Origin of the sequence: Micromonospora yangpuensis (assembly GCF_900091615.1) — a bacterium.
Taxonomy (GTDB): domain Bacteria; phylum Actinomycetota; class Actinomycetes; order Mycobacteriales; family Micromonosporaceae; genus Micromonospora; species Micromonospora yangpuensis.
Map to the genome: position 1 here is coordinate 584,645 of NZ_FMIA01000002.1, position 22,266 is coordinate 606,910.

22 protein-coding genes are annotated in these 22,266 nt (G+C 72.0%); 9 read left to right on the plus strand and 13 right to left on the minus strand.

All coding sequences use genetic code 11. From position 1 onward, the window contains the following. Positions 1 to 125 precede the first annotated feature (125 nt). Both GA0070617_RS02865 and GA0070617_RS02870 read right to left on the minus strand, forming a co-directional pair. Positions 126 to 1,055: an alpha/beta fold hydrolase gene (locus GA0070617_RS02865; RefSeq protein ID WP_091433592.1), complete on the minus strand. Its 930-nt coding sequence runs from the start codon at positions 1,053 to 1,055 to the stop codon at positions 126 to 128. 272 nt (positions 1,056 to 1,327) lie between these two features. Beyond that, a complete protein-coding gene (locus GA0070617_RS02870; protein WP_217628762.1) occupies positions 1,328 to 3,106 on the minus strand; it encodes a CocE/NonD family hydrolase in 1,779 nt (592 codons plus the stop codon). Positions 3,107 to 3,608: 502 nt separating this feature from the next. Between GA0070617_RS02870 and GA0070617_RS02875 the strand changes: the two genes are divergently transcribed. Then, on the plus strand, positions 3,609 to 4,616 hold the full coding sequence (locus GA0070617_RS02875; RefSeq protein WP_091433594.1) for a zinc-dependent alcohol dehydrogenase family protein: 1,008 nt from the start codon (positions 3,609 to 3,611) through the stop codon (positions 4,614 to 4,616). A 39-nt stretch (positions 4,617 to 4,655) separates the two neighbouring features. On the opposite strand, the gene GA0070617_RS02880 is transcribed toward GA0070617_RS02875, so the two are convergent. Then, a complete protein-coding gene (locus tag GA0070617_RS02880; RefSeq protein ID WP_091445805.1) occupies positions 4,656 to 5,603 on the minus strand; it encodes a GlxA family transcriptional regulator in 948 nt (315 codons plus the stop codon). Between the two features lie 168 nt (positions 5,604 to 5,771). Between GA0070617_RS02880 and GA0070617_RS02885 the strand changes: the two genes are divergently transcribed. The 3 genes from GA0070617_RS02885 (at position 5,772) to GA0070617_RS02895 (ending at position 7,347) form a co-directional block, all read left to right on the plus strand. Further along, positions 5,772 to 6,206, plus strand: coding sequence for a hypothetical protein (locus tag GA0070617_RS02885; RefSeq protein ID WP_091433597.1), 435 nt, complete (start codon positions 5,772 to 5,774; stop codon positions 6,204 to 6,206). A gap of 125 nt (positions 6,207 to 6,331) precedes the next feature. After that, a complete protein-coding gene (locus tag GA0070617_RS02890) occupies positions 6,332 to 6,850 on the plus strand; it encodes a SigE family RNA polymerase sigma factor (protein ID WP_091433599.1) in 519 nt (172 codons plus the stop codon). After that, positions 6,850 to 7,347: a hypothetical protein gene (locus GA0070617_RS02895; RefSeq protein ID WP_091433603.1), complete on the plus strand. Its 498-nt coding sequence runs from the start codon at positions 6,850 to 6,852 to the stop codon at positions 7,345 to 7,347. Before GA0070617_RS02890 ends, GA0070617_RS02895 begins: the two co-directional genes overlap by 1 nt. A 124-nt stretch (positions 7,348 to 7,471) precedes the next feature. Here the strand turns inward: GA0070617_RS02895 and GA0070617_RS31235 are convergent, their stop codons facing one another. Further along, on the minus strand, positions 7,472 to 7,771 hold the full coding sequence (locus GA0070617_RS31235; RefSeq protein WP_373868357.1) for a DUF4190 domain-containing protein: 300 nt from the start codon (positions 7,769 to 7,771) through the stop codon (positions 7,472 to 7,474). 273 nt (positions 7,772 to 8,044) lie between these two features. On the opposite strand from GA0070617_RS31235, the gene GA0070617_RS02905 reads away from it, so the two are divergent. Genes GA0070617_RS02905 through GA0070617_RS02915 form a run of 3 tightly spaced genes read left to right on the plus strand, consistent with a single transcriptional unit; the run spans position 8,045 to position 10,358 of the window. After that, positions 8,045 to 8,542, plus strand: coding sequence for a DUF2231 domain-containing protein (locus GA0070617_RS02905; RefSeq protein WP_091433609.1), 498 nt, complete (start codon positions 8,045 to 8,047; stop codon positions 8,540 to 8,542). Continuing rightward, a complete protein-coding gene (locus GA0070617_RS02910; RefSeq protein WP_091433612.1) occupies positions 8,539 to 9,084 on the plus strand; it encodes an Hsp20/alpha crystallin family protein in 546 nt (181 codons plus the stop codon). Before GA0070617_RS02905 ends, GA0070617_RS02910 begins: the two co-directional genes overlap by 4 nt. Further along, on the plus strand, positions 9,081 to 10,358 hold the full coding sequence (locus GA0070617_RS02915) for a glycosyltransferase family 9 protein (RefSeq protein WP_229688407.1): 1,278 nt from the start codon (positions 9,081 to 9,083) through the stop codon (positions 10,356 to 10,358). The genes GA0070617_RS02910 and GA0070617_RS02915 overlap by 4 nt, the downstream gene beginning before the upstream one ends. Positions 10,359 to 10,475: 117 nt before the next feature. Here GA0070617_RS02915 and GA0070617_RS02920 read toward each other — a convergent pair whose 3' ends face one another. Next, a complete protein-coding gene (locus GA0070617_RS02920) occupies positions 10,476 to 11,324 on the minus strand; it encodes a glycosyltransferase family 2 protein (RefSeq protein WP_091433615.1) in 849 nt (282 codons plus the stop codon). After that, positions 11,321 to 13,276 carry a D-glycero-beta-D-manno-heptose 1-phosphate adenylyltransferase gene (gene rfaE2, locus GA0070617_RS02925; protein ID WP_091445810.1) on the minus strand — a complete coding sequence of 652 codons (1,956 nt, stop codon included), beginning with the start codon at positions 13,274 to 13,276 and terminating at the stop codon, positions 11,321 to 11,323. Before rfaE2 ends, GA0070617_RS02920 begins: the two co-directional genes overlap by 4 nt. 132 nt (positions 13,277 to 13,408) lie before the next feature. Here rfaE2 and GA0070617_RS02930 point away from each other — a divergent pair, with 132 nt between their 5' ends. Then, entirely contained in the window at positions 13,409 to 15,064 is a 1,656-nt protein-coding gene (locus GA0070617_RS02930) for an MDR family MFS transporter (protein ID WP_091433618.1), read from the plus strand. A gap of 31 nt (positions 15,065 to 15,095) precedes the next feature. Here GA0070617_RS02930 and GA0070617_RS02935 read toward each other — a convergent pair whose 3' ends face one another. The 6 genes from GA0070617_RS02935 to GA0070617_RS02960 all read right to left on the minus strand — a co-directional run bounded on the left by GA0070617_RS02935 (position 15,096) and on the right by GA0070617_RS02960 (position 20,418). Continuing rightward, entirely contained in the window at positions 15,096 to 15,587 is a 492-nt protein-coding gene (locus GA0070617_RS02935; protein ID WP_091433620.1) for an NUDIX domain-containing protein, read from the minus strand. 227 nt (positions 15,588 to 15,814) lie between these two features. Beyond that, entirely contained in the window at positions 15,815 to 16,825 is a 1,011-nt protein-coding gene (locus GA0070617_RS02940; RefSeq protein ID WP_091433623.1) for an NADPH:quinone reductase, read from the minus strand. Positions 16,826 to 16,871: 46 nt separating this feature from the next. Beyond that, the gene (locus GA0070617_RS02945; RefSeq protein ID WP_091433626.1) at positions 16,872 to 18,008 is read right to left on the minus strand and encodes a glutathione-independent formaldehyde dehydrogenase; all 1,137 of its coding nucleotides are present in this window, start codon (positions 18,006 to 18,008) and stop codon (positions 16,872 to 16,874) included. Positions 18,009 to 18,133: 125 nt separating this feature from the next. After that, positions 18,134 to 18,787, minus strand: a complete 654-nt coding sequence (locus GA0070617_RS02950; protein ID WP_091433629.1) for an HAD family hydrolase — start codon at positions 18,785 to 18,787, stop codon at positions 18,134 to 18,136. 123 nt (positions 18,788 to 18,910) lie between these two features. Beyond that, the gene (locus GA0070617_RS02955; RefSeq protein ID WP_091445812.1) at positions 18,911 to 19,732 is read right to left on the minus strand and encodes an SCO6745 family protein; all 822 of its coding nucleotides are present in this window, start codon (positions 19,730 to 19,732) and stop codon (positions 18,911 to 18,913) included. 26 nt (positions 19,733 to 19,758) lie between these two features. Then, the gene (locus tag GA0070617_RS02960; RefSeq protein ID WP_091433631.1) at positions 19,759 to 20,418 is read right to left on the minus strand and encodes an FKBP-type peptidyl-prolyl cis-trans isomerase; all 660 of its coding nucleotides are present in this window, start codon (positions 20,416 to 20,418) and stop codon (positions 19,759 to 19,761) included. A gap of 168 nt (positions 20,419 to 20,586) precedes the next feature. Here GA0070617_RS02960 and GA0070617_RS02965 point away from each other — a divergent pair, with 168 nt between their 5' ends. Beyond that, a complete protein-coding gene (locus tag GA0070617_RS02965) occupies positions 20,587 to 20,979 on the plus strand; it encodes a PPOX class F420-dependent oxidoreductase (RefSeq protein WP_091433633.1) in 393 nt (130 codons plus the stop codon). Positions 20,980 to 21,050: 71 nt separating this feature from the next. On the opposite strand, the gene GA0070617_RS02970 is transcribed toward GA0070617_RS02965, so the two are convergent. Further along, a complete protein-coding gene (locus tag GA0070617_RS02970; protein WP_139135558.1) occupies positions 21,051 to 21,734 on the minus strand; it encodes a hypothetical protein in 684 nt (227 codons plus the stop codon). Positions 21,735 to 22,266 lie beyond the last annotated feature (532 nt).

The following is a 22,266-nucleotide window of genomic DNA, read 5'->3' on the forward strand; positions in this document are numbered from 1 at the left end:
GCTGAGTCGTCTGCCGGCGCACACCTTACCCGCCGCGCAAGCAGTGTCGGCCCGCTCCCGGAATCTCTGCCGCCACCTCGCCGTCATCGAGATCCGGGCCCCTGTCACCCGCTGGCACGATGCCGTTACTTGACGGTGGCGGTCATCTGTGCGATTTCGTTGAGCACCAGGACGGGCTCGTCCTGGGGAACGTCGTGCGAGCTGCCCTTGGCGGTGACGAGGGTGCGGTCGGGCCCCGCCTTGACGAACGCGGCGGCCGCGTCGCGCCAGGCCTGAGCGTCCTGCGGAGATCCGTCGAAGGGTGTCTTGTCCGACACGACATAGATGACGGGGACGCTGTCGGGCCAGGAGACCTTGTGGTACGCCTGGTGCGTGGGACCGAAGTTGTCGGCCGTGGCAATGAGCTGGCGGTTCGCCTTCGTCGACGGCGCCTTCTTGAGCTCTTCGATCTGCGGCGCGGTCAGCGTGACAATTCGTTGGATCTGGGTGTCGGTGAAGAATTGCGGCACGTTGGCATCGATCAGCACCGCCCCGGAGACAACGCCGGGGTTCGCGAGGACGAAGTAGTGGGCCACCTCCCCTGCCTGCGAGTGGCCCGCGAGGACCACGTTCTGGGTGACGCCGAGTTCACGCAGACCGGCCTGCAGGTCGGAGGCGGCGGCCTGGGGGTCCCATGGGCCCTGCACCTCCTCGCTGGCGCCCATACCGGCGCGGTCGTAGGTGATGATCTGCGATCCGGTGGCCTGCGACAGCTGCGGCACCAGGGCATCCCAGTACGAGGAGTCCTCGCCGCCGCCGGCGTCCAGCACGATGGTGGGAGAACCTCCGGGCGTGACGTGGAAGGCAAGCTGATGCCCGTTGTTGGCGATCATATGCAGGCCCGCTGCGGGCGCCGCGCTTGTCGAGGTCGAGGGAACCGCGGCTTCCGGACCGGCCGCGGGCGCGGCCTGCGACGCCGCCGAGTCATCACACGCCGCGAGTGCCCCTATCGCGGCGACGGGAAGGACGAGGGCCACGGCGGCCCGATGAAACCGTGAGATTTTCTGTGTGGTCATGGAAATGAGCTTCCACGGTTTCTAGATCTTGTGCAATCATGCTATCCCCCCAGTCGGGTTGGGAGTTATCTCCACCCTTTCCGGAGGCGAGTCAGAACCCGTCAGGTACTGCTGGACGCGCATTTTCCAGGATCCGTCCGGGTGATAACGGGGGCGCTGGAGCTACCGCTCCCGCCACGCCAGGTGCGCCCGGTCCTGGGCGAGAAGCCCGGCCCCGACGCCGTCGGCGTTCGGGTCGGTGCGATTGTGGAAGGGGCGTTCGGCGGTGGGGCTCAGCGAAGGGGTACGGGGACGGTGAAGCTGGGCTTGCCGATGGGCATCTTCTCGGTGGTGGAGAGAGCGGTGTAGATGTCGAGGAACACGGCGCGTTCGCCATCCGTCGGGCGGTCGTCGCGCGGGTCGTCCAGGTCGAGGTCGAGCCGGACGTTCTCGACGGTGATCTTCCGGTTGGAGGGTGTGTCGGTCCAGTCGCTGAACAGTCCGGGGGCCTGGATGGTGCCGATCTGCACGGCGAGGCGGTGGCCGGCGGCGAGGGTCCAGTCGTTCGACTTGAGGTCGAAGGCGAGCTTGCCGCCGTTCACCAGTGCCACCTGCTCGTTGAAGAAGACCCCGGTGCCGTCGGGGGCGACGTCGTAGAGCCGGACCATCAGGTTGCCGTGGCCCCGGGCGGTGAGGGAGAGGCGAGGAGTGCCGGTCACCCGGGTGGCCTGGCGCAGCGGCTGTGACCAGCGGTAGAAGCTGTTACCGGTATCGACCTTGGGGTCGCCTTCGGCGCTGTCGTCGAGGTATCGGCCGCCGGGCAACGCGAGGGTGGGCGAGCTGTCCACGACCGGCCAGGTGTCCTGGGCGCGCCACCGGCCGTTGTTGTCCTGGATGGCGTACGCGGGGTAGTCGACCGTCGGCGTGACGCCGCGCAGGTACTGGTCGAAGAAGGAGATGGTCTCGGCGAACCAGCTGTCGCGGCCCATCTCCAGCCGGCCGTCGGCGGCGCGTTCGTTGCCCCGCTTGTGGTCCCACGGTCCGAGCCAGCCCCGCTGCGGACCATGGTGGTTGGTGAGGTATTCCTCCATCCCCTCCGGTTCGGTGTTCCACTCGGTGAAGCCCTGGGTGAAGAACAGCGGGGTGTCGCTGCCCTTGGCCTGCCGGGCCAGGTCGCGCGTCTGCCAGTACTCGGACTCGTAGTCGGCGGTCAGGTACTGGATCGAGTTGACGGCCACGCAGGGATGCTTCTCCTCGTACGCGGCATTGGTCCGGTATCGCTCGTCGTCGTCGGGCAGCTGGGGCAGGGTGGCGATCCGGTTGTAGCTGGTGGCCACGTTGCCGATGGTCGAGCGGGGTACGCCGTTGGAGCGGATGTTGCGGTACAGGTCCCAGATGGGTTCCTGGGCGACGACCGCCTTGAGGGCGTCCTGGTTGAGGTTGTTGCCGATCAGGCCGGTGATGGCGTCGTAGGACTTGCCGTACATGCCGACGGCGCCGGTGGACCAGGGCTGGGTGGCGGCCCAGTCGATGGCCGCCTTCACGTCGGCCTGCTCGCCGGGGCCCTGGAAGTCGAGGCATCCTGTGGAGCCGCCGAAGCCGCGTTGGTCGACCATCACGAACGCGTAGCCGCGGGAGAACAGGTCGGTGCCCTCGATGAAGTCGTAGAAGCGGTTCGAGGGGCCGGTGTGCGGGTGCTTCTCGTCATCGAGCTGCCCGGAGTGCCCGAAGTAGGCACCGACCGACAGGATCACCGGTACTTTCTTGCCCTCGGGCAGGTTCTCGGGCAGCAGGACGTCGGCGTGCAACTCGACGTCCGACCCGTCGGAGGAGGGGAAGTAGTGCTGGGTCCACCGGGCACCCTTGGCCACCCGCTTGTTCTCGGCATGGGTGACCGCATCTTCGGCGGTGGCGACCGCTGGCGCCGCCTGGACTGACGGCGTGCAGGCGCCGAGGCCGACCAGCAGGGACGCCGCGGCTGCGGTAGCGACAAGGCGGGCAGCGGTCTTTCCCGAGACGAGCGGCCTTTCCCGGTGGGTGGTGCGCGGGTCGGGTATGGCGGGCCTGTACACGAGTGGCTCCTTGAGTTCGTAGGCAGCAAGTTGCCGACGACCCGAGCGAGTCGGGTGCGGCTGGAAAGGACCGGCAGCGCCGGTGCCCCGGCGGCCGGCAGGGCAAAAGGCGGACGAGGGCCCGGTCAGGTCGACGAGCCCCGATAGGCGCGGTCCTCAGCCCGTACCCCGAAGGAGGTCCTTGACGGCGTGGAAGTCGCCGTACGTGAGGTTCAGCCGGTCGACGTCGATGACGGGTGAGGCGGACATGCACCCATCACAGCGCGGACGACGCCGGCCCGGCAGTGGCGCCGCGTCACCGCCGAATGTGACGTGGTGTCACTGTCCATGGTCCATGGCCAGCTGCGCTGACGCCGTCCGCCCATGCGCTGACGGGCGTGTCACTATCCTTGTGGATATTGGCATTGCTGCCACTGGAGGGTGTGGATCGTGCGCGCGACGCTGGGCGGGAAGCACCGTCCCGGCGCGTCGCGCGCCCCGAACCACGATGAGGAACGTCGATATGACGGATTCGATGAAGGCCGTTGTGCTCGCCCGTTTCGGCGGGGCCGATGCCTTCGAGCTGCGCGATGTCTCCGTACCGCGGGTCGGACCCCGCCAGGTGCGGGTGCGCGTCCACGCGACCGCGGTCAACCCGCTCGACTACCAGATCCGTCGCGGAGACTACGCGGATCAGGTGCCGCTCCCGGCGATCATCGGGCACGACATCTCCGGCGTGGTCGAGGAGGTCGGATCCCACGTGACCGAGTTCCGCGTCGGCGATGAGGTGTACTACACGCCCCGGATCTTCGGCGGCCCCGGCTCCTACGCCGAGCAGCACGTCGCCGACGTCGACCTGGTCGGCCGGAAGCCTGCGAACCTCAGTCACCTGGAGGCGGCGAGCCTGACTCTCGTCGGCGGCACGGTCTGGGAGGCCCTGGTGACGCGGGCCCAGCTCGCCGTGGGGGAGACGATCCTCATCCATGGCGGCGCGGGCGGTGTCGGCACGATCGCGATCCAGATCGCGAAGGCGATCGGCGCCCGGGTGATCACCACCGCGAAGGCCGGCGACCACGAGTTCGTACGCTCTCTCGGGGCGGATGCGGCGATCGACTTCACGTCGGCGGACTACGTCGACGCGGTGGCCGAGCTGACCCAGGGCAGGGGGGTCGACGTCGTCTTCGACACGATCGGCGGCGACGCGCTCACCCGGAGCCCGCTGACGCTCGCCGACTTCGGACGCGTCGTCAGCATCGTCGACATCGCGCAGCCGCAGAACCTCATCGAGGCGTGGGGTCGCAACGCCGCCTACCACTTCGTCTTCACCCGGCAGAACCAGGGAAAGCTGAACGCGCTCACCACGCTTGTCGAGCGTGGCCTGGTGAAGCCGGTGATCGGCGCGACTCTTTCGCTGGCCCGGATGGGCGAGGCGCATGAGCTCCTGGAGAACCGGCGGTCGTACGCCCTGCACGGCAAGGTCGCGATCGACGTGGCGGGCGAAACCCTCGCGCTTCCCGCGCGCGTCTCGTAGCGGGGCGCTCGGGGGGTGGCCGGACGATGACCGCGGTGGTCAGCTCCGCCCGGAGAAGGTGGCGCGGTACTCCGAGGGGGACACGTCCAGGAGCCGGCGGAAGTGCAGGCGGAGGTTCGCTCCGGTGCCCAGGCCGACCTCGTGCGCGATGCGGTCGACCGACAGCGTCGTGCTCTCCAGGAGTCCACGGGCGGTGTCGACCCGCGCCCGCAGGATCCACTGCAGCGGGGTGCTGCCGGTCTCCTCGGCGAAGCGGCGCAGGAACGTGCGGGGCGACAGCTTCGCGTGTGCGGCGAGTCCGGCGATCGTGAGCTGCTTGTCGAGCCGCGTCAGGGCCCATTCGCGCGTCGCCGCGAGGGTTTCGCCGTGGGCGGCCGAGCTGCTCTTCGGCAGGTACTGGGCCTGACCCCCGGTCCGGTAGGGCGCGGTGACGAGTCCTCGGGCGATCTCGTTCGCCGCGCCCACGCCGAGATCCCGCCGGACGATGTGCAGGCACAGGTCGAGACCGGCGGCGGCCCCCGCCGAGGTGAGGATGGCTCCCTCGTCGACGAAGAGCACGTTCGGCTCGACCGTGATCCGCGGATGCCGCCGGGCGAGCTGCTCCGCCGCATCCCAGTGCGTCGTCGCCCGTAGACCGTCGAGCAGACCGGCATCCGCGAGGGCGAACGCGCCGTAGCAGATCGACGCGATGCGCGCCCCGCGGGACGCGGCGTTCCGCAGCGCTTCGCGCACCGCCACCGGTATCGGCCGACCCGCCGGGGCGTACCCCGGTACGACGATCGTGTCCGCGTCGGCCAGGGCGTCCAGGCCCCGCGGGACCGCGTAGCCGAAGTCCCCGTGGGACGGCACCGTTCCGGCGGTGACCCCGCAGGTCGACACCGCGTAGGGGAACCCCGTCTCCGGATGGAACACCTCCGCCGGGATCCCGACGTCCAGCGGGAGCGCCCCGTCGAGCACGAGGGACACCACCCGGTGCGGTCGCTGCATCACCCGACTCCGATCCGACCGACGCGCCGCCGACCGTGTCATGATCCTTGCGCGTACGCGCATTGCCGCCATCTTCGAGGAAAGTTCCGGTTGGCGGCAACCTGTGGCCGGCGGATCGCATGTACCCGGATGTACGCAACGACCGCCACGATCCACAGGGGTCCGGAAATGTCTGCACGTCGTCTTCTGCTGCTGCTGCCCGCTGCCGCCGCCCTGGCCGCACTCACCGCCTGTACCGTCACGGCGGCACCCGGTCCTGACTCCACCGCGTCCGCTCCGTCGCCGGCCGCCCCGGCGGACGGCACCCCCGGTGCTCCGCCCACGGCGGCCACCGGGGCGGCCGGGGATGTCGCAAGCGCCGCCTGCCCCTCGGGGGCGACCCTGCAGAAACTGGTCGAGCTGCCGGAGGGTGTCACCTTCGGCGGGGTCGAGTGCGTGCAGGGCTGGGCGGGAGCCGACCCGCAGGGGCCGAACGTCGGTGACGGCGTCTACCTGTTCCGCCACACCGCCGGTACCGGCTGGAAGTACTACGGCGAGGGCAGCGGATACGACTGCGCGGACCTCGGCGTCACCGAGCCGGCACCGTTCTGCATCTCCGGCTGACCGGGTGACCGCGGTCGCGCGCGGTGGTGTACACCAGCTACGGTGTGCGCCACAGTGGACGGCCTCGTCGACGCCGCCGCGCCCTGACTGGCAACCTGTGCGGTACGTGGGGGCACGAGCGGGGCATGGCGGATTCGATCGACGACCAGTTCCGGGAGTTCGTCCGGACCCGCTCGCCGGCGTTGCTCCGGACGGCGTTCCTGCTGACCGGCGACCGGCACCTCGCCGAGGACCTGGTGCAGGACGCGCTGGCCCGTACCCATCGGGGCCGGCGGCGGCTGGACGATCCGGGGCACTTCGAGGCGTACACCCGCACCGCCATGTACCACCAGCAGGTGAGCTGGTGGCGGCGCCGCAGGGTGGCCGAGTCCCTGCCCGGGGAACTGGCCGACGTGGCGCAGCCCGGCAGTGACCACGCCCGCCGTACCGAGCTCAAGCTCGCCCTGCACCAGGCACTCGCCCAACTCACCCCGCGACAACGCGCGGTGCTGGTGGTCCGCTTCTTCGAGGACCGCAGCGAGGCCGAGGCCGCGAACCTGTTGCAGTGCTCGGTCGGCACGATCAAGAGTCAGACCAGCAAGGCACTGGCCCGGATGCGGGAGATAGCGCCCGAGCTGCTCTCGGCCGTGATGGAGGAGGCCTGATGACCGACCACTTCGGGCCGCTGCGTCAGGCCATGTCCGACCTGAGCGAGCACGGCGGCAGCGCCGACCTCTACGAGCGGTCCCTGCGCAGGTCGCGGCAGTCGCAACGGCGGGCGACCCTCGTCACCGGCACCACGGCCGCAGCGGTGGTGTTGGCCCTCGGCGGTACGGTCGCCTTCGTTACCAGCCACCGGCCCGATCCGTGGGCGACACCCGCCGCCGCCCCCAGCGGTGCCGGATCCGAAGAACCCGACTGTCCATCGGTCGAAGCCCTCGGTGACCTGGTCGAACTGCCCCAGGGCTGGTCCTTCGGGTCCGTCGGGGTGCAGTGCGCGCAGACCTGGGCGGCGGCCGACGTGCAGCGCCCGGGCGGCGGCAGCGTCCGCTACCTTTTCCACTACACGGCCGGTACGGGTTGGCGGTACCACGACCAGGGCACCGAATGGGACTGCGCGGAGCTCGGCCTCACCCAGCCGGCACCGTTCTGCACCTCCTGACCGGCTGCCGTCCGCACCGTCGGGCGTCCTGTCCCGGGCCGAACTGCGGCCTCAGCGTCCCCGGGACAGGCCCGCCGGAGGAGTCGGCCCGCCCCGGGGTGCGGGACGGGCCGGGGCGCGGAGGTCAGTTGGCGGTGGTGGCGGCCGGGTCGGCGTTGGCCATCAGCACGACGAAGATCACGAAGAAGAGAACCGAGAGGCCGGTGAAGAGGTAGCTCAGCACCAGGCCGGCCTTGGCCAGCCCGGCACCCTGCTCTCCGGTCTGCCGGATCTGCCGCTTGGCCAGGTGGCCCAGCACGATGCCGACCGGCGCGGCGACGAAGGCGAAGACCAGCGACAGGATCGCCAGGATGTTGGTGCCGCCGGCCCCGCCGGTGGGGGCGGCGTCGGACTTGTGGCCTTCGTGAACGGTGGCCTGGCTCACTGAAACCTCCCGTGTGGACTGTCGTCGGTGGCGGCACTGGTTTCCGCTCCGCCGCAGCCGTAAACCTGCCAGGTGCGGATCGGCCCGGCCCGTTGACCGTCACTGGGACCCACCCGTCCCCGTTGATCTCGGTGACGGCGTCCGCGCGGCCCCACCGCGCGCGAGCGCCGCGGTCAGGTCAGGAGCGCGCCGGACGCGAGGTTTGCCCCCGAAACAACGGGGTACGGCCTGAGCGACAGGTCCCGGACGCCCGAGGCAGTGGAGAGGCGCACGATGGAGAGCCGACTGAAGGTGCTGGGCCATCCCGTCCATCCGATGCTGGTGATGTTCCCGGTTGCCCTGCTGGTCACCGCCGTACTCTTCGACGTGGTCGACACCGTCGGCGGGCCGGACTTCCTCGGCGAGGTGGCGTACTGGAACATCACCGTCGGTCTGGTCGTCGGTCTGCTGGCGGCGGCGGCCGGGGTCTTCGACCTGCTGGCGATCCCCGCCGGCACCCGCGCCAAGCGGGTGGGCCTGACCCACGCCGCCGCGAACATCGCGGTGATCCTGCTCTTCGCCGCCGTCTGGGTGGTCCGGCTCAACGCCGAGTCCCGGGCCGCCGGAGGCGCGTTGATCGCGATCGAGGTGGTCGGCGTGGCCATCCTCGGCATCAGCGCCTGGCTCGGCGGCGAGCTGGTGGACCGGCTCGGGGTCGGGGTGGACCGCGACGCCGACCTGGACGCGCCCAGCTCGCTGCGGCCCGCCGCCCGGTCGGGGGAGCCACGGTGACCGAGCCGGAGCGCGGCTGGTGTTCGCCCGGCTGGGACCCCGTCGGCGAACTCCAGGCCCTGCGCGCCGAGCTGAGCCGGCTGATCAACGGCCGGTCCGGGCCGCCGGAGGTCGAGCTCTCCGAGGTCGCCGAGGGCTGGGAGGTCGTCGTCCGGCTACCCGGGGTGGCCCCCGAGGAGGTGGCCGTCGAGCTGGACGACCGGGAGCTGTGCGTACGGGCCCGTTCGGAGGCCGAGGTCAACGCCGACCAGGGCATCCCGGGCGGCTTCGAGACCCGTGGCTTCGAGTACCGGGTGGACCTGCCGGCCCGGGTCGACCCCGACTCGATCGACGCGGTGATGGACCACGGACTGCTCCGGATCCGGTTGCCCCGAGCCTCCCGCCCGCGACCGCGCACCATCACCATCGGCGGCACCAGTCGCCGGCCGCCCGGCCGTACCGCGCCACCGAGGGCCGGCGGCGGCGCGCCGCGACCGGTCGACCCGGCCGCCGACCGGGAGCTGCACCACCCGGACACCCGACCCGACGACGACCGGCGATGACGGACCTCCCGGCCACCCCGTCCCGGTTCACACCCGTCGGCAGTCCGCCGGCCGGCGGTGCCGCCCCGGGCCTTCCGGCCGACGGTTTCGGGCTGGGCCTTCCGGCCGGCGGTGCCGCCCCGGGCCTTCCGGCCGACGGTTTCGGGCTGGATCGGGACCGGCCGGTCGACGGGCCGGGCCCGCTGGGTGAGACGCGGGGTCGGGGGTTGGTGCCGGAGGTCGAGCGGATCGCTGTACTGCGGGCCAACGCACTCGGTGACTTCATCTTCATCCTGCCGGCGCTCGACGCGCTGCGGGCGGCGTACCCGGGGGCGGAGATCGTGCTGCTCGGCGCGCCGTGGCACGCGAAGCTGCTGCGCGACCGGCCCGGCCCGGTCGACCGGGTGGCGGTGGTGCCGCCGGCCCCGGGGATCCGGGCGGCCGAGCCGGGCGAGGCCGAGGGCCGGTTGGCCGCCTTCCTGACGGCGGCCCGTACCGAACGCTTCGACCTGGCGTTGCAGCTGCACGGCGGCGGGGCGAACTCCAACCCGGTGGTCAGCGGGCTCGGCGCCCGGGTCACCGCCGGCCTGCGCGCCGAGGACGCCCCGCCGCTGGACCGTTGGGTCCGTTACGTCTACTACCAGCACGAGGTGCTGCGGTACCTGGAGGTGGTCACGCTGGTCGGGGCCCCGGCCACCACCATCGTGCCGAGGTTGGCGGTCACCGACACCGACCGGGCCGAGGCCCGCGCCGTGCTCGGCGAGCCCGGCCGGCCCCGGGTGGCGCTGCACCCGGGGGCCACCGACACCCGCCGCCGCTGGCCCGTCGAACGCTTCGCCGAGGTCGCCCGGGAGCTGGCCACCGCCGGGTACGAGGTCCTGGTCACCGGTACGCCGTCCGAACGCGCCGTGGTGGACCGGCTGGTCACCCTCGCCGAGGCGCCGGTCCGGCCACTGGTCGGCACGCTCGGCCTCGGCGGGCTGGCCGCCTGCTACGCCGAGTGTGCCCTGGTGGTCTCCAACGACACCGGTCCGCTGCACCTGGCCGCAGCGGTGGGCACGGCGACCGTCGGCGTCTACTGGGTGGGCAACCTGATCAACTCCGGCAGCCTGGTACGCGACCGGCACCGGCCGATCGTCTCGTGGACCGTGCACTGCCCGGTCTGCGGCGTCGACTGCACCCGGGGCCTCTACCCGCACCGCGACGGCAGCGGGGAATGCCCGCACCGGGACTCCTTCGTGGCGGACGTACCCGCCGCCGAGGTCCTGGAAGCCGCCCACGAACTCCTCACCTGACCCGCCGCCCCGTCGCCCGCGCTCGCCGCGCGCTCTCCGCGCCGCGCGCTCTCCGCGCCGATTCGGGTGTGAGAAGGGGACCCTTCTCGACTGTATGCGTTAAGCAGGGGCCCTTCCTTACAGGAGTTGCCAGGCTTCGACGGCGCGGTCGGTGACGGTGGTGGGGGACTCCAGGTGGTAGGCGCCGCTGGGCAGGACGCCGGCGCCGCCGTGGGACGCCAGCACGGACAGTTGGGCGGCGACGTCCTCGCCCTGGTGGTTCGGCGGTAGCCGCCGCCAGAAGTCGAAGCCGCCGGCGTCGACCAGTTTCGCCCGGTCGTACAGCACGCAGCCGCCGATCCAGGAGACCCGGTACGCCCGCCAGCTCTCCGGCGTGAGGTCCAGTCCGGCGGTGACGTGCAGCAGGTTCGCCGCCGAGTGGATCTGCGCCCGGTCCCACTCCGGGCTGCCCGGCCGGATCCGCTCCGGCACCGGCGGGCCGTCCCACTCCCGGTAGTGCCGGTGCGTCTCGGGCCGCACGTCGTCCAGGTACGACAGTCCGTGTACGCCGTTGCCGACGAACCCGCAGCCCAGCTCCTCGATGGCGGTGACCAGCCGGTGTACCGCCCCGGGTGCCAGCCAGACGTCGTCGTCGAGGCAGAGCACGTACCGGGCGGTCGAGGCGGCCAGCAGGTACGCCCGGTGTTCGGCCAGGCCGCGCCGGGGCAGCCGCCGGGTGAGCAGTACCGGGTGACCCCGGTGGCGCAGGGCCCGGACCATGGTGGCCGCCGCCGGGTGGGCGAAGCCCGGCGGGTCGTCGGACTGGTCGCTGACCACCACCCCGAATCCGGGTACGCCCTCCTGGGCGGCCAGCCCGGCCAGGGTGACCGCCAGTTCGGCGGGGCGGTCGCGGGTGGGGATCAGCACGTCGAGCAGCCGGTCCCGGCGGAACTCCTGCACCGAGCCGGTGGCCAACGGCCGGTTCACGACGGCGTGCTCGGCACGGTCTGCTCAGGACCGGGCCGGGACGCGGCCGGGTCGGCCGGCGAAGCGGCGGGGCCGGGCGGGGTCGTGGCAGGGCCGGGCCGGGTCGCGGCGGGATCGGGTTCGGTCGGTAGGTGGTGGGCGCGGATCCGGTCGATGATCGCCGAGGTGGACCGGTCCGGGACGTATCCGAGGGTGCGCACCTGACCGCCGAGGCGGCGGACCAGCGGTGCCTCGGGCACCATCTCGGGCGGGTAGTCGCCGCCCTTGACGTACACGTCGGGGCGGAGGGCTCCGATCAGCCCGGCCGGTGAGTCCTCGGCGAAGACCACCACGTGGTCCACGCAGGAGAGTGCGGCCAGCAGGGTGACCCGGTCCTCGACCGGGTTGACCGGCCGGTCCGGGCCCTTGAGCCGGCGTACGCTCTCGTCGGAGTTGACCGCCACCACCAGCAGGTCACCGAGGCCCCGGGCCTGTTCCAGGTAGCGGACGTGGCCGGGGTGCAGCACGTCGAAGCAGCCGTTGGTGAAGACCACCGTCCGGCCCGCCCGTCGGTGTTGGGCGACGATGGCGCCCAGCTCGTCCGGGCCGACCAGCACCGGTCGTACCGTGCTGGTCGGTGCCTCGCCCCCGAGCGCGGCGAGCAGGTCGTCGCGGCGGCACACGCAGGTGCCGGTGTCGGAGACCGTGCTGGTGGCGGCGAGTTGGGCGAGCTGCGCGGCGACCGGCAGCGGTGCCTCGGCGGCCAACGCCAGGGTCATCGCGGCGAGGTACACGTCCCCTGCGCCCACCGCGTGGCTGGCCGGCACCGGGGTGCTGTGGCTGCGCCGGGGGGTGCCGTCGGCCCCGCCGACCACCGCGCCCTCGGTGTCCAGGGTCACCGCCACCACGTCGGCCCCGGTCTGCTCCCGCAGCTCGGTCAGGCGGGACTCGGCAAGTACGGCCCGGTCCACGCCCTCGCCGACGGTGGCGTTGACGGTCACCCCGGTACCGGTCACGCTCGACCCGTCCACGGTCATCGCCACCCGGCCCTCAGCCGCTGTCGGTTCCCCCCGCGGCCCGGGTGCACCGGCCGGCGGGTACCCGTCGGTGGGCGCGGACCGGGCGGCCGGCCCGGACGAGTCGGTCGGCCCCGATCCTGCGGGGTCCGGCAGTGGGCCGGCGCGGCCGGGGGCGGCACCGACGGTCAGCTCGGACGGGCCGTCGGAGGGGTCGCTGCCCGCGTGTTCCAGGTGCAGGTCGCTGCCGCCGGAGCCGGCCGCGCCGGGGGTGGCCCGGGCGAGCAGCCGGGTCGCCTCGGCGAAACTCGGGGTCACCACCGTGGGGGCCAGCCCGTGCCAGTCGGCGAGGTCGTGCGCGTCCAGGGCCACCGTGGTGAAGCGGTCCCGGGCGGCGATCAGCCAGGCGCGTACCGGTGCGGGCAGGGCACCCAGGCCGTAGTCACAGACCACCAGGGTGGGGCGCTGCCCACCGGCGGCGGCCCGCAGCTCCTCGGTGGCGCAGTCCATGGCGGTGAGCAGCCGGGCCACCCCGTCGGCGGTGAGCGCGTCCTCCGGGTCGCCGGAGTCCTCGCGCAGCAGGATCTGCCGGTCGGCGAGCATCCGGCGCTTCACCGGGGTCGGCCGGCCGGGTTCGTTGACGGTACGGTCCCAGACGCCGGCCCGGTCCAGGCAGTCGTGCAACTCGTCACCGGCGACGTCGCCGCCGACCGGGGCGACGAGGACGGCCCGCCCGCCCAGCGCGGCGATGTTCACCGCCGTGTTGGCCGCGCCACCGGCGGCGGAGATCCGCCGGCGCAGGGTGAGTACCGGGGCCGGTGCCTCCCGACAGAGGCGCTCGGAGTCGGCGAACCGCCACTCGTCGAGCATCGCGTCCCCGATGACCAGTACGGGCCGTCCCAGCCAGCTCTGCACGACGGTGGCGAGCCGGTGCTGTTCCGCTGCTGCTCCTGCCATGCCCTGCCGGGTCCCCCGGGCGACCCCGGTCAAACCTGGCTCCGGACCGGGCTCCCGCCCGTCAGTTCTCCGGTTCCGCCGGACGCACTGACCGAAGAGGCATAATCCGGGCCAGGCGGGAAACCGGCCGCCATGACGACCCATGCGGCCCGCCCGGTGTTGACCGCCCGACAGTTGCGCCTGCTGATGGCCGGGTTGATGACCGGCATGCTGCTCGCCGCGCTGGACCAGACGATCGTGGGTACCGCGCTACCCACGATCGTCGGCGAGTTGGGCGGGATCGACCACTACTCCTGGGTGGTGACGGCGTACCTGCTGGCCTCCACCGCCTCCACCCCGCTGTACGGCAAGATGGCCGACCTGTACGGGCGGCGGCCGGTGTTCCTCTTCTCCATCGGCACGTTCCTGCTCGGCTCCCTGCTGGCCGGGTTGTCGCAGGACATGACCCAGTTGATCGTCACCCGTGCGGTGCAGGGGGTGGGGGCCGGTGGGCTGATGACGCTCGCCTTCACCATCATCTCGGATGTGGTCTCGCCCCGGGAGCGGGGCCGCTACCAGGGGGTGTTCGGCGCGGTCTTCGGCGTGTCGTCGGTGGCCGGGCCGCTGGTAGGCGGTTACTTCGCCGAGACCAACTGGCGGTTGATCTTCTACCTGAACGTGCCGCTGGCGATCCTGGCCATCGCGGTCTGCTCCCGGGTGCTGCGGCTGGTGCCGTTCACCCGGCGGCGGCACGCGATCGACTGGCTGGGCGCGACGCTGCTGGTCGCCGGGGTGAGCTGCCTGCTGCTGGCGCTGAGCTGGGGCGGCACCTCGTACCCGTGGCGCAGTCCGGTGATCGTCGGACTCTTCGCCGCCGGTGCGGTGCTGGCGGCGGCCTTCGTCTTCCAGGAGTCCCGGGCCCGCGAGCCGATCCTGCCGTTGCGGCTGTTCCGGGGCCGAACCTTCACGCTTGCCAACGTGGCCGGTTTCGTCCTCGGCCTGATGATGTTCGGGTCGATCATCTTCATCCCGCTGTACCTGCAGATCGTCAAGGGCGCCTCGCCCACCCGCAGCGGCCTGCTGATGTTGCCGATGATGGCCGGCATCATCGTGACCTCCATCGTGACCGGCCGGGCGATGAGCCGGCTCGGGCGGTACAAGTGGTTCCCGGTGGCCGGTTCGGCGGTGCTGCTGGCCGGGATGCTGCTCTTCACCCGGCTGCGGGTGGAGACCTCGCTCTGGATCGCCTTCGGTTTCATGGTGGTGATCGGGGTCGGGCTGGGGCTCAGCATGCAGTCGCTGGTGCTCGGCGTGCAGAACGCGGTGGACCCGCGTGACCTGGGTGCCGGCACCTCCTCGGCGACCTTCTTCCGGTCGCTGGGCGGCTCGTTCGGGGTGGCCATCCTCGGCGCGGTGCTCGCCGGCCGGCTCGACACCGCACTCGCCGACCGGCTGCCCGCCGCGATCGCCCAACTGCCGCCCGACCAGGCCGCCGCCGTCGCCGCCCAGGGCGGCACCGACATCTCGATCAACGCGCCGGGTGCGATCCTGGCCCTACCCGAGCCGGTACGCGCGGCGATCCAGGCCGCCTTCGTCGAGGCGCTGCACCTGGTCTTCCTGACCACCGCGTTGATCGCGGTGCTGGCGGTGCTGGTCACCCTGGCCCTGCCGAACGACCAGCTCAAGGGGGCCGCCGACGACGACCCGCGGACCGGCGACGCCCCAGCCCCCGGCGGCCGGCCACTGGCGAAGGAGTCCAAGGAGGAGGCGGCGACCAGCATGGAGGCCAAGAGCCAGACGATGCTCTGAGCGTCGGGCCCGCGCCGCGGTCAGCGGTGGGTCACTTCAGGATCAGGCGGTTGGTCTGCTCGAAGACGGCCAGGTCGGCGAGGGTCTCCGGGACCGAGGCGGAGAGCGGGCCGGGGAACTGCCCCGGCCGGAAGAAGCCGGCGTCGGTGGTCTCGTCGGTGGTCCGGCTCAGCTGTCCGGACCACTCGTCGATGCGGAACGCGGCGGTGAAGATCTGGTACGTGTGGCCGTACATGTTGGTGTGGGTCCGGTCCGGGCCGGTGTAGAGGGCGAAGGCGCTTACCCGCAGGGCGCGTAGTCCGGTCTCCTCGCGCACTTCGCGTACCGCGCAGTCGGCGATCGACTCGCCCAACTCCATCGCGCCGGCCGGCAGCGCCCACTGACCGTTGTCGGAGCGCTGGATCAGCAGGATCCGGCCGGCGCTGTCGCGCACCACCGCGCGGGCGCCGACGAACATCAACGTCCGGTCACCGGCGAGTGCGCGTAGTTGGCCCACGTACGAGTCAGCCCAGGAGATGCTCACCCGGACAATTTACGAGGGTTCGCCGCTGCGGTGGGGCGTTCCGGGGTTCCCGCCGTAACGTTTTCCGGTGGGTCGTCGCCTTGTGGGGTAGGGGGCAACACTCCTCGATCCCTCCCCACAAGGGGCGGCCCCGGCGTTCGCACCGCGCCGGGGCCGCCCCGCCCTCCATTGTCGCGAAACTTATTCGCTTTCGCCCTGGTGACCGGAAATTCCGGACAACCCGGATCTCACTCGGTGGTGGTGACCAGCACCTTGCCGACCACCGAGTTCTCCACCGCCCGGTGGGCGGCGGCGGTCGCGGCCAGCGGATGGTGGTGCAACGGCAGTCCGGCCGCCGCGCCGACCCGTAGTGCGCCCTGTGCCGCCGCGGCGGCCACATCCGCGACCCCGTGCGCCTTGGCCGCCCGAGGCGCGGTGTAGACCAGCACGAACTGCCAACGGGCGTTCTGGGCCATCAGCGGACGGATCGGCAGGGTGACCTCGGCACCGCCGTCGTCGGCGTACACGCAGACCACGCCGCCGGGGGCGACGACCTGGACGTCGGTGGCGGCGTTGCGCGCGGCGGAGACCTCGACGACCGTGCGCACACCCTGCGGCGCGACGGCCCGGACCTCGGCCACCACGTCCTGCTCCCGGTAGTCGATCACGTGGTCGGCCCCGGCCGCCGCCGCGAGCTGCGCCTTCTCCGGGCTGCTGACCGTCGCGATCACGGTCGCGTCGGCCCAGCGGGCCAACTGGATCGCCGCGTTGCCCACCGCGCCCGCCCCACCCTGCACCAGCACCGTACGGTCGGCCAGCGCGCCCGGGTGCAACCGGTCCGGCATCGTCTCGCCCACGGTCAGGCACCGGTGCGCGGTCAGGAACGGGATGCCCAACGCGGCACCCAGGTCGAAGGAGGCGTCGCCGAGGCGTACCGCCTGGGTCACCGGGACCACCGTGTACTCGGCGGCCGTGCCCCAGGGCCGCTGCCAGGCGGCCTCCCAGAGCCAGACCCGCTCACCCGTCAACGCCCGGTCCACACCCTGACCGACCGCCTCCACCACCCCCGCGCCGTCCTGCCCGGGGATCTGCCAACCCGCCGACAACCAGCCCTGCTGGCGGGCCTTCCAGTCGGTCGGGTTGACCCCGGAGACGGCCACCCGCACCAGCACCTCACCCGGGCCGGGCTCCGGCACCGGCCGGTCGACGAGCTGCAGCACCGAGGCGTCCCCGGCGGATTCGTACACGATCGCCTTCATCCGGGGACGGTACCCGCCCCACCGAAGATCATGCCGTTCGGCGCGCTCAGGCCGCGGGCTTGAGCACCACCTTGGAGTAGCCCGCCTCGCGCTTGTCGAACCGTTGGTACGCCTCGGGCGCGGCATCCAGCGGCAGCTCCTTGCTGACCACGAAACTCGGCGTCGCCCGCCCCGCCACGATCAGGTTGCGCAGATACTCGTTGTACGCCTTGACGTTCGCCTGCCCACTGCCCATCCGCAGGCCCTTCTCGAAGAACCTGCCCATCTTGACCAGCAGCTCACCCCGACCGGAGTGCTCATCCGGCGCGCCCGGGTCATGCGCCAGGTAGAGCCCGACCACCCCGATCATCCCGGTCGCCCGGACCACCTCGATCAGGCTGTTCAACACCGCCGCCGGCTGCTCCTGCCCACCCGCGCCGTGCGCCTGGTAGCCGACCGCGTCCACACCCCGGTCGGTGCCAATGCCGTCGGTGCGGTCCAGGATCTGCCCGACCGGGTCACCGGCGGAGAAGTCGATCGGGGTGGCCCCGATCGACTCGGCCAGCCGGAGCCGGTCGGCGACCCGGTCCACCACGAAGACCTCCGCCGCCCCCATCAACAGCGCCGAGTACGCGGCCATCAACCCGACCGGCCCACCACCCATCACGGTGATCGTCTCGCCGGGGCGCAGCTCACTCATGGCCACCCCGTGGTACCCGGTGGGGAAGATGTCGGCCAGCATCGCGAAGTCGTTCTCGAACCCGGTGCCCGGCGGCAGCTTCAGACAGTTGAAGTCGGCGAACGGCACCCGCAGGTACTCGGCCTGCCCACCCCGGTACGGGCCCATCGACACGTACCCGTACGCGCCACCGGCGAAGCCGGGGTTCACCGTCAGACAGAACCCCGTCTTACCGGCCCGGCAGTTGCGGCAGAACCCGCAGGCCACGTTGAACGGCATACTGACCCGGTCACCGACGCGCAGGCTGACCACCCCCGGACCGGTCTCCACGATCGTGCCCATGTTCTCGTGACCGAAGACGATGCCCGGCTCGGCGTCCGTGCGCCCCTCGTACATGTGCAGGTCAGACCCGCAGATCGCGGTCGTCGTGACCTTGACGACCACGTCGTTGGGATCCTCGATGCGCGGATCGTCGACCTCGGTGACCGTCACGTCGTGCGGCCCCTGGTACACCACAGCCCTCATACCCCGACCGTAGGCCCACCCCGCCCCCACCACCCCCCACTCCGGTAAGGAAGGGCCCCCTGTTAACGATTTTTGTATAGCGGGGCACCCCTCTCACCGGCTGCGGGAGGTGAGACGCCGGCGGCTCAGGTGAGCTGGTCGACCACCTGCGGGGTCAGGTCGGCCACCGTGCGCAGGACCACCGCGGCGAGCGCCTCGGCGTCCGGGTCCAACGGGTACGCCCCGTGCGGGATCGCCACCACCCGCATGCCGGCGGCGGCTGCCGACCGTACCCCGTTGGAGGAGTCCTCGACCGCGGCGCAGCGGGCCGGATCGACGCCGAGCCGCTCGGCAACGGCCAGGTAGACGTCCGGAGCGGGCTTGCCCCGCGCGGTCCGCTCGGTCGACAGCGTCGCCCCGAAGGCGTCGGTCAGCTCGGTGGCGGCCAGCGCCGCCTCGATCAGCCGGGTCGGGGAGGAACTGGCCAACCCCAGCGGCCACCGCGCGGCCAGCCGGCGCACCACCCGGTCCGCGCCGTCGATCACCGGCACCCGGGCGGCGTACCGGCGGGCCATCTGGTCGACGACCTCGGCGGCGACCTGCTCGGCGCTGCGGTCCACCTCCAGCTCACCACTGAGGTACGCGGCCCACTCGCCGGTGCTCATCCCCATCAGCCGCCGCTGGGTGTCCGGTTGCCAGGTGCCGTGATGATCGGCCACGTACGCCCGGCGGACCTCCTCCCACACCGGCTCGGAGTCCACGATCACGCCGTCCAAGTCGAAGATCACTGCGTCTACCACGCCCCCATCCTGCCCAACCCACCCCCGACCGAAGGAAGGGCCCCTTGTTAACACCGCGGAGTGAGAGGGGAACCCTTCTCTACCGAAAGCGTTAACAAGGGGCCCTTCCTTACCCGCGGGGGGCTAGGCCGGGGGTGGGAGGCCGATCGGGTTGTCGGTGGGGATGACGCTGTGGCAGCGGCGGGCGATCGGGCCGAGCAGCTCCCGCAGGCGGGCGGTGTGTGTCGCGCCCAGCGCCTCCCACGGCCGGGCGGCGGCCAGATCGGTGGCGTCCTCCACCGCCTGGAAGGCGGCGTGACCGTCGGCGGTCGGCTCGCCCTCAGCGGTCAGCCAACCCCGCTCGGCCAGCCGCCGCTTCGCGGCCTGCCACTGCTGCTCCGACCAGCCGCGCCCGAGTAGCCCCTGGGCGGACAGGTCCACGGCGGCCCGCCAGGCGAGCGTCTCGACCGGGTCCAGGCCGGCGCTGACCAGCGCTGCGACGTGCCCGTCTCCCCGGTGCTCGCGCAGGGTGGTGGCCGCCTGCCAGAGCCGGGCCAGCGGGTACTCGGCGGTCGGCAGGGCCGCGTTGGCCGCCGCGAGCACCCGGCCGGCGCAGTCAGCCTCCCCAGCCGCCGCCTCCAGCAGCGCGGCGGCCTCGGCGAGGTACGTCTCGGGCAGCTCGTAGGTCAGCTCGGCCAGGGCCTGCACGGCACCGGTCAGCCGGGCCCGCAACGCCTCCTGCGGGCCGGCCAGCTCCCAGACCGCCGGCAGCGCCCGGGCCACCATGTGCGGCGCGAAGGCGAAGAACGCGGCGGTGACCGGTGCCGCGTCGACCGGCCCGAGCGGCGCGGCCCGGCCGGCGAAGTAACCCCGCCAGTACCCGCGCAGCCCGACCGACTCGTAGGCGGCCCGCGACCGGGGGTGGAAGTAGGTCACCGCATGCACCGGCTCGACGTGGGTCCACATCGACCGGGCCGGGTGCCCCGGCTGGGTCACTGGGCGGCGAGCACGTCGACGACGAAGCGCAGCGGGCCGGTCGGCCGGCCGCCGGAGGCGTCGTCGCCGTACGCCAGGTCGGACGGAAGGTCGAGCTGCACGCGGCTGCCGACCTTCACCCCGACCAGGCCCTGGTCCCAGCCCTTGATGACCTGGCCGACGCCGATCGAGAAGGTGGCCGGCTCGCCCCGCTCCCAGGACGAGTCGAACTCCTTGCCGTCGGCGTAGAAGACCCCCACGTAGTTGGTGGTGATGCTCTGGCCGGACTTGACCTCCGCGCCGGTGCCCTCGATCAACGGGGTCACCTTCAGCTCTTTCAGCTCACCCTGGCCCGCCTCGACCTTCGGCTTGCTGCCCAGGGCCGGGTCCGCGCCCTCGGGCAGCTGCGGCGCGGGCGGCGCGCCCGGCGCGTTGGGGTCGGCGGCGGGGGCGGAGGCCGAAGGCTCGCTGGCCATGGTGTCGGCGGGGTCGTCGTCGCCCTGGCCGACGACCACGAACACCCCGATCAGCACCGCGGCCACGGCCAGGCCGGCGAGGCCACCGGCCCACGCCTGCCGGCGTCGCTTGGCCTCGGCCGCCTTCTGCGCCGCCAGTTGGGCGGCCAGTCGGCGCTGGGACTTGGAGGCCTGGGCCTGGCCACCCGTACGCTCGCTCACGTCGTCGACTCCCTGCTGGAGAGGTGGTGTGCGTCGGCGCCGGACACCGTCGCCGACGCACACGGTACCTGGTAGGTGGCGCGCTGCCGACGATCGATGTTGTCACGAGTGACTCCTGGGGCGGTTCGTGCCGGTGATCCCACCGGGTTCGGGGGTACTTTCAGCCCCATGACGATCCTTACCGACGAAGACCTGGCCCTGCTCGCCGAGCCGCAGTTGGCGCACGTGGCGACCATCGAGCCCGACGGCAGCCCGCACGTGACCCCGGTCTGGGTGGACACCGACGGCGAGACCATCGTGTTCAACACCGCCAAGGGTCGGCAGAAGTACAACAACATCCTGCGCAACCCGGTGGTCGCGGTCAGCGTGGTGGACAAGGCCGACGACTACCGCACCCTCTGGATCAAGGGCAACGCCGAGTTCGTCACCGAGGGCGCCGACGCGCACATCGACAAGCTGGCCAAGAAGTACCTCGGCCAGGAGACCTACCCGTTCCGCCAGCCCAACGAGGAGCGGATCATCGTCCGGATCACCCCCACCCAGAAGCTCGGCCGCGGCTGAGGTGTAAGGAAGGGCCCCCTATTATCGCTTTCTGTTGTATAGGGGACCCTTCCTTACACACCTGGGAGGGGTTAGCTGGGGGATCGACCTTGGCGGGGGGCTGCGGTCGGAGTGCCGTGCCAGGCGGGGTTGGTCGCCGACGGCTGTTGGTAGGAGGCGCCGGCAGAGGTCAGGGCGGCGGCGTTCGCCACCAGCGCCTGCGGCGCGGCTCCGGCGGCACGGATCGCGAAGGCCTGCTCGACCAGCGGTTTGACGGCAGTGGCCAGCTCCATTTTGGCCTGGCTGGCCACCGCCTCGGCGTGCCTCACCTGGTTGATGTCCGTGTGTGTCCCGGCGGCCGAGAGCGCGTCGATGAGCTGCTTCTCCTGCTGGCTGAAAACCCCCCGGACCTCGGTCAGGTAACTCACCGCAGTAGACTTCTGACCCTCGGGAGTGAACTCTGGTCTTGGCGGTGGAATGACGATGTGATCCGGGTTCCGGTAGATCATCGACTCCGGTTGACCGAACGGGCCGGGTACGGCCTCCTGGTAGCTGGAATCCTCCTTGCCGTAGGTCGCTCGGTACTGCTGGGCGGCGTCTCGAATGCCCAGCACCCGGCCGGCTTCCATCAGTTTGTCGAGCGGCCTGGCGACCGCCGGATTCATGACGATCGCGCGGCGTTCCGCATCGGTGAGGCGGGTCGTGGCTTCCTGGAGGGGACCTTCGTCCAGGTATCGGGCGAGTTGTGTTGCTCTGGCGTCTGTGTGTGGATCCATGAGGTGCTCCTGAGGGGCAAGAGGGCGGCTGGTGGCACCGGGGGGGGGGGGGGGGGGGGGGGGCGGTCAGCGGACCAGACGTGACAACGATGATGTCCGAACTCCCGAGCCGCCAGCGGAACCGGTACCTACGTACTACGGCACCACCCGTGACCTGGTTCACTCGGTCACGGGCTGACTGCCACCCGGTGCCGGACGGCGGTGGCTGTTCAGGCCGACTTGCGCGGGGCGGCCTTCTTCGGGGCGGTCTTCGTCGTCGCCTTCTTCCCGGCTGCCCCGCCGGAGCGGGCCTCCTTCGCCGAGGAGTGCTCGGCGGTCTTCTTCGCCGGCGCCTTCTTCCCAGCCGACTTCGCCGCACCGGACCGCGCCGGCTCGGACTTCGCCGCACTGGACCGCGCCGGCTCGGACTTCGCGGCCCTGGACCGCGCCGGCTCGGACTTCGCGGCCCTGGACCGCGCCGGCTCGGACTTCGCCGCACTGGACTTCGCGGCCCTGGACCGCGCCGGTTCGGACTTCGCGGCCCGCTCGGACT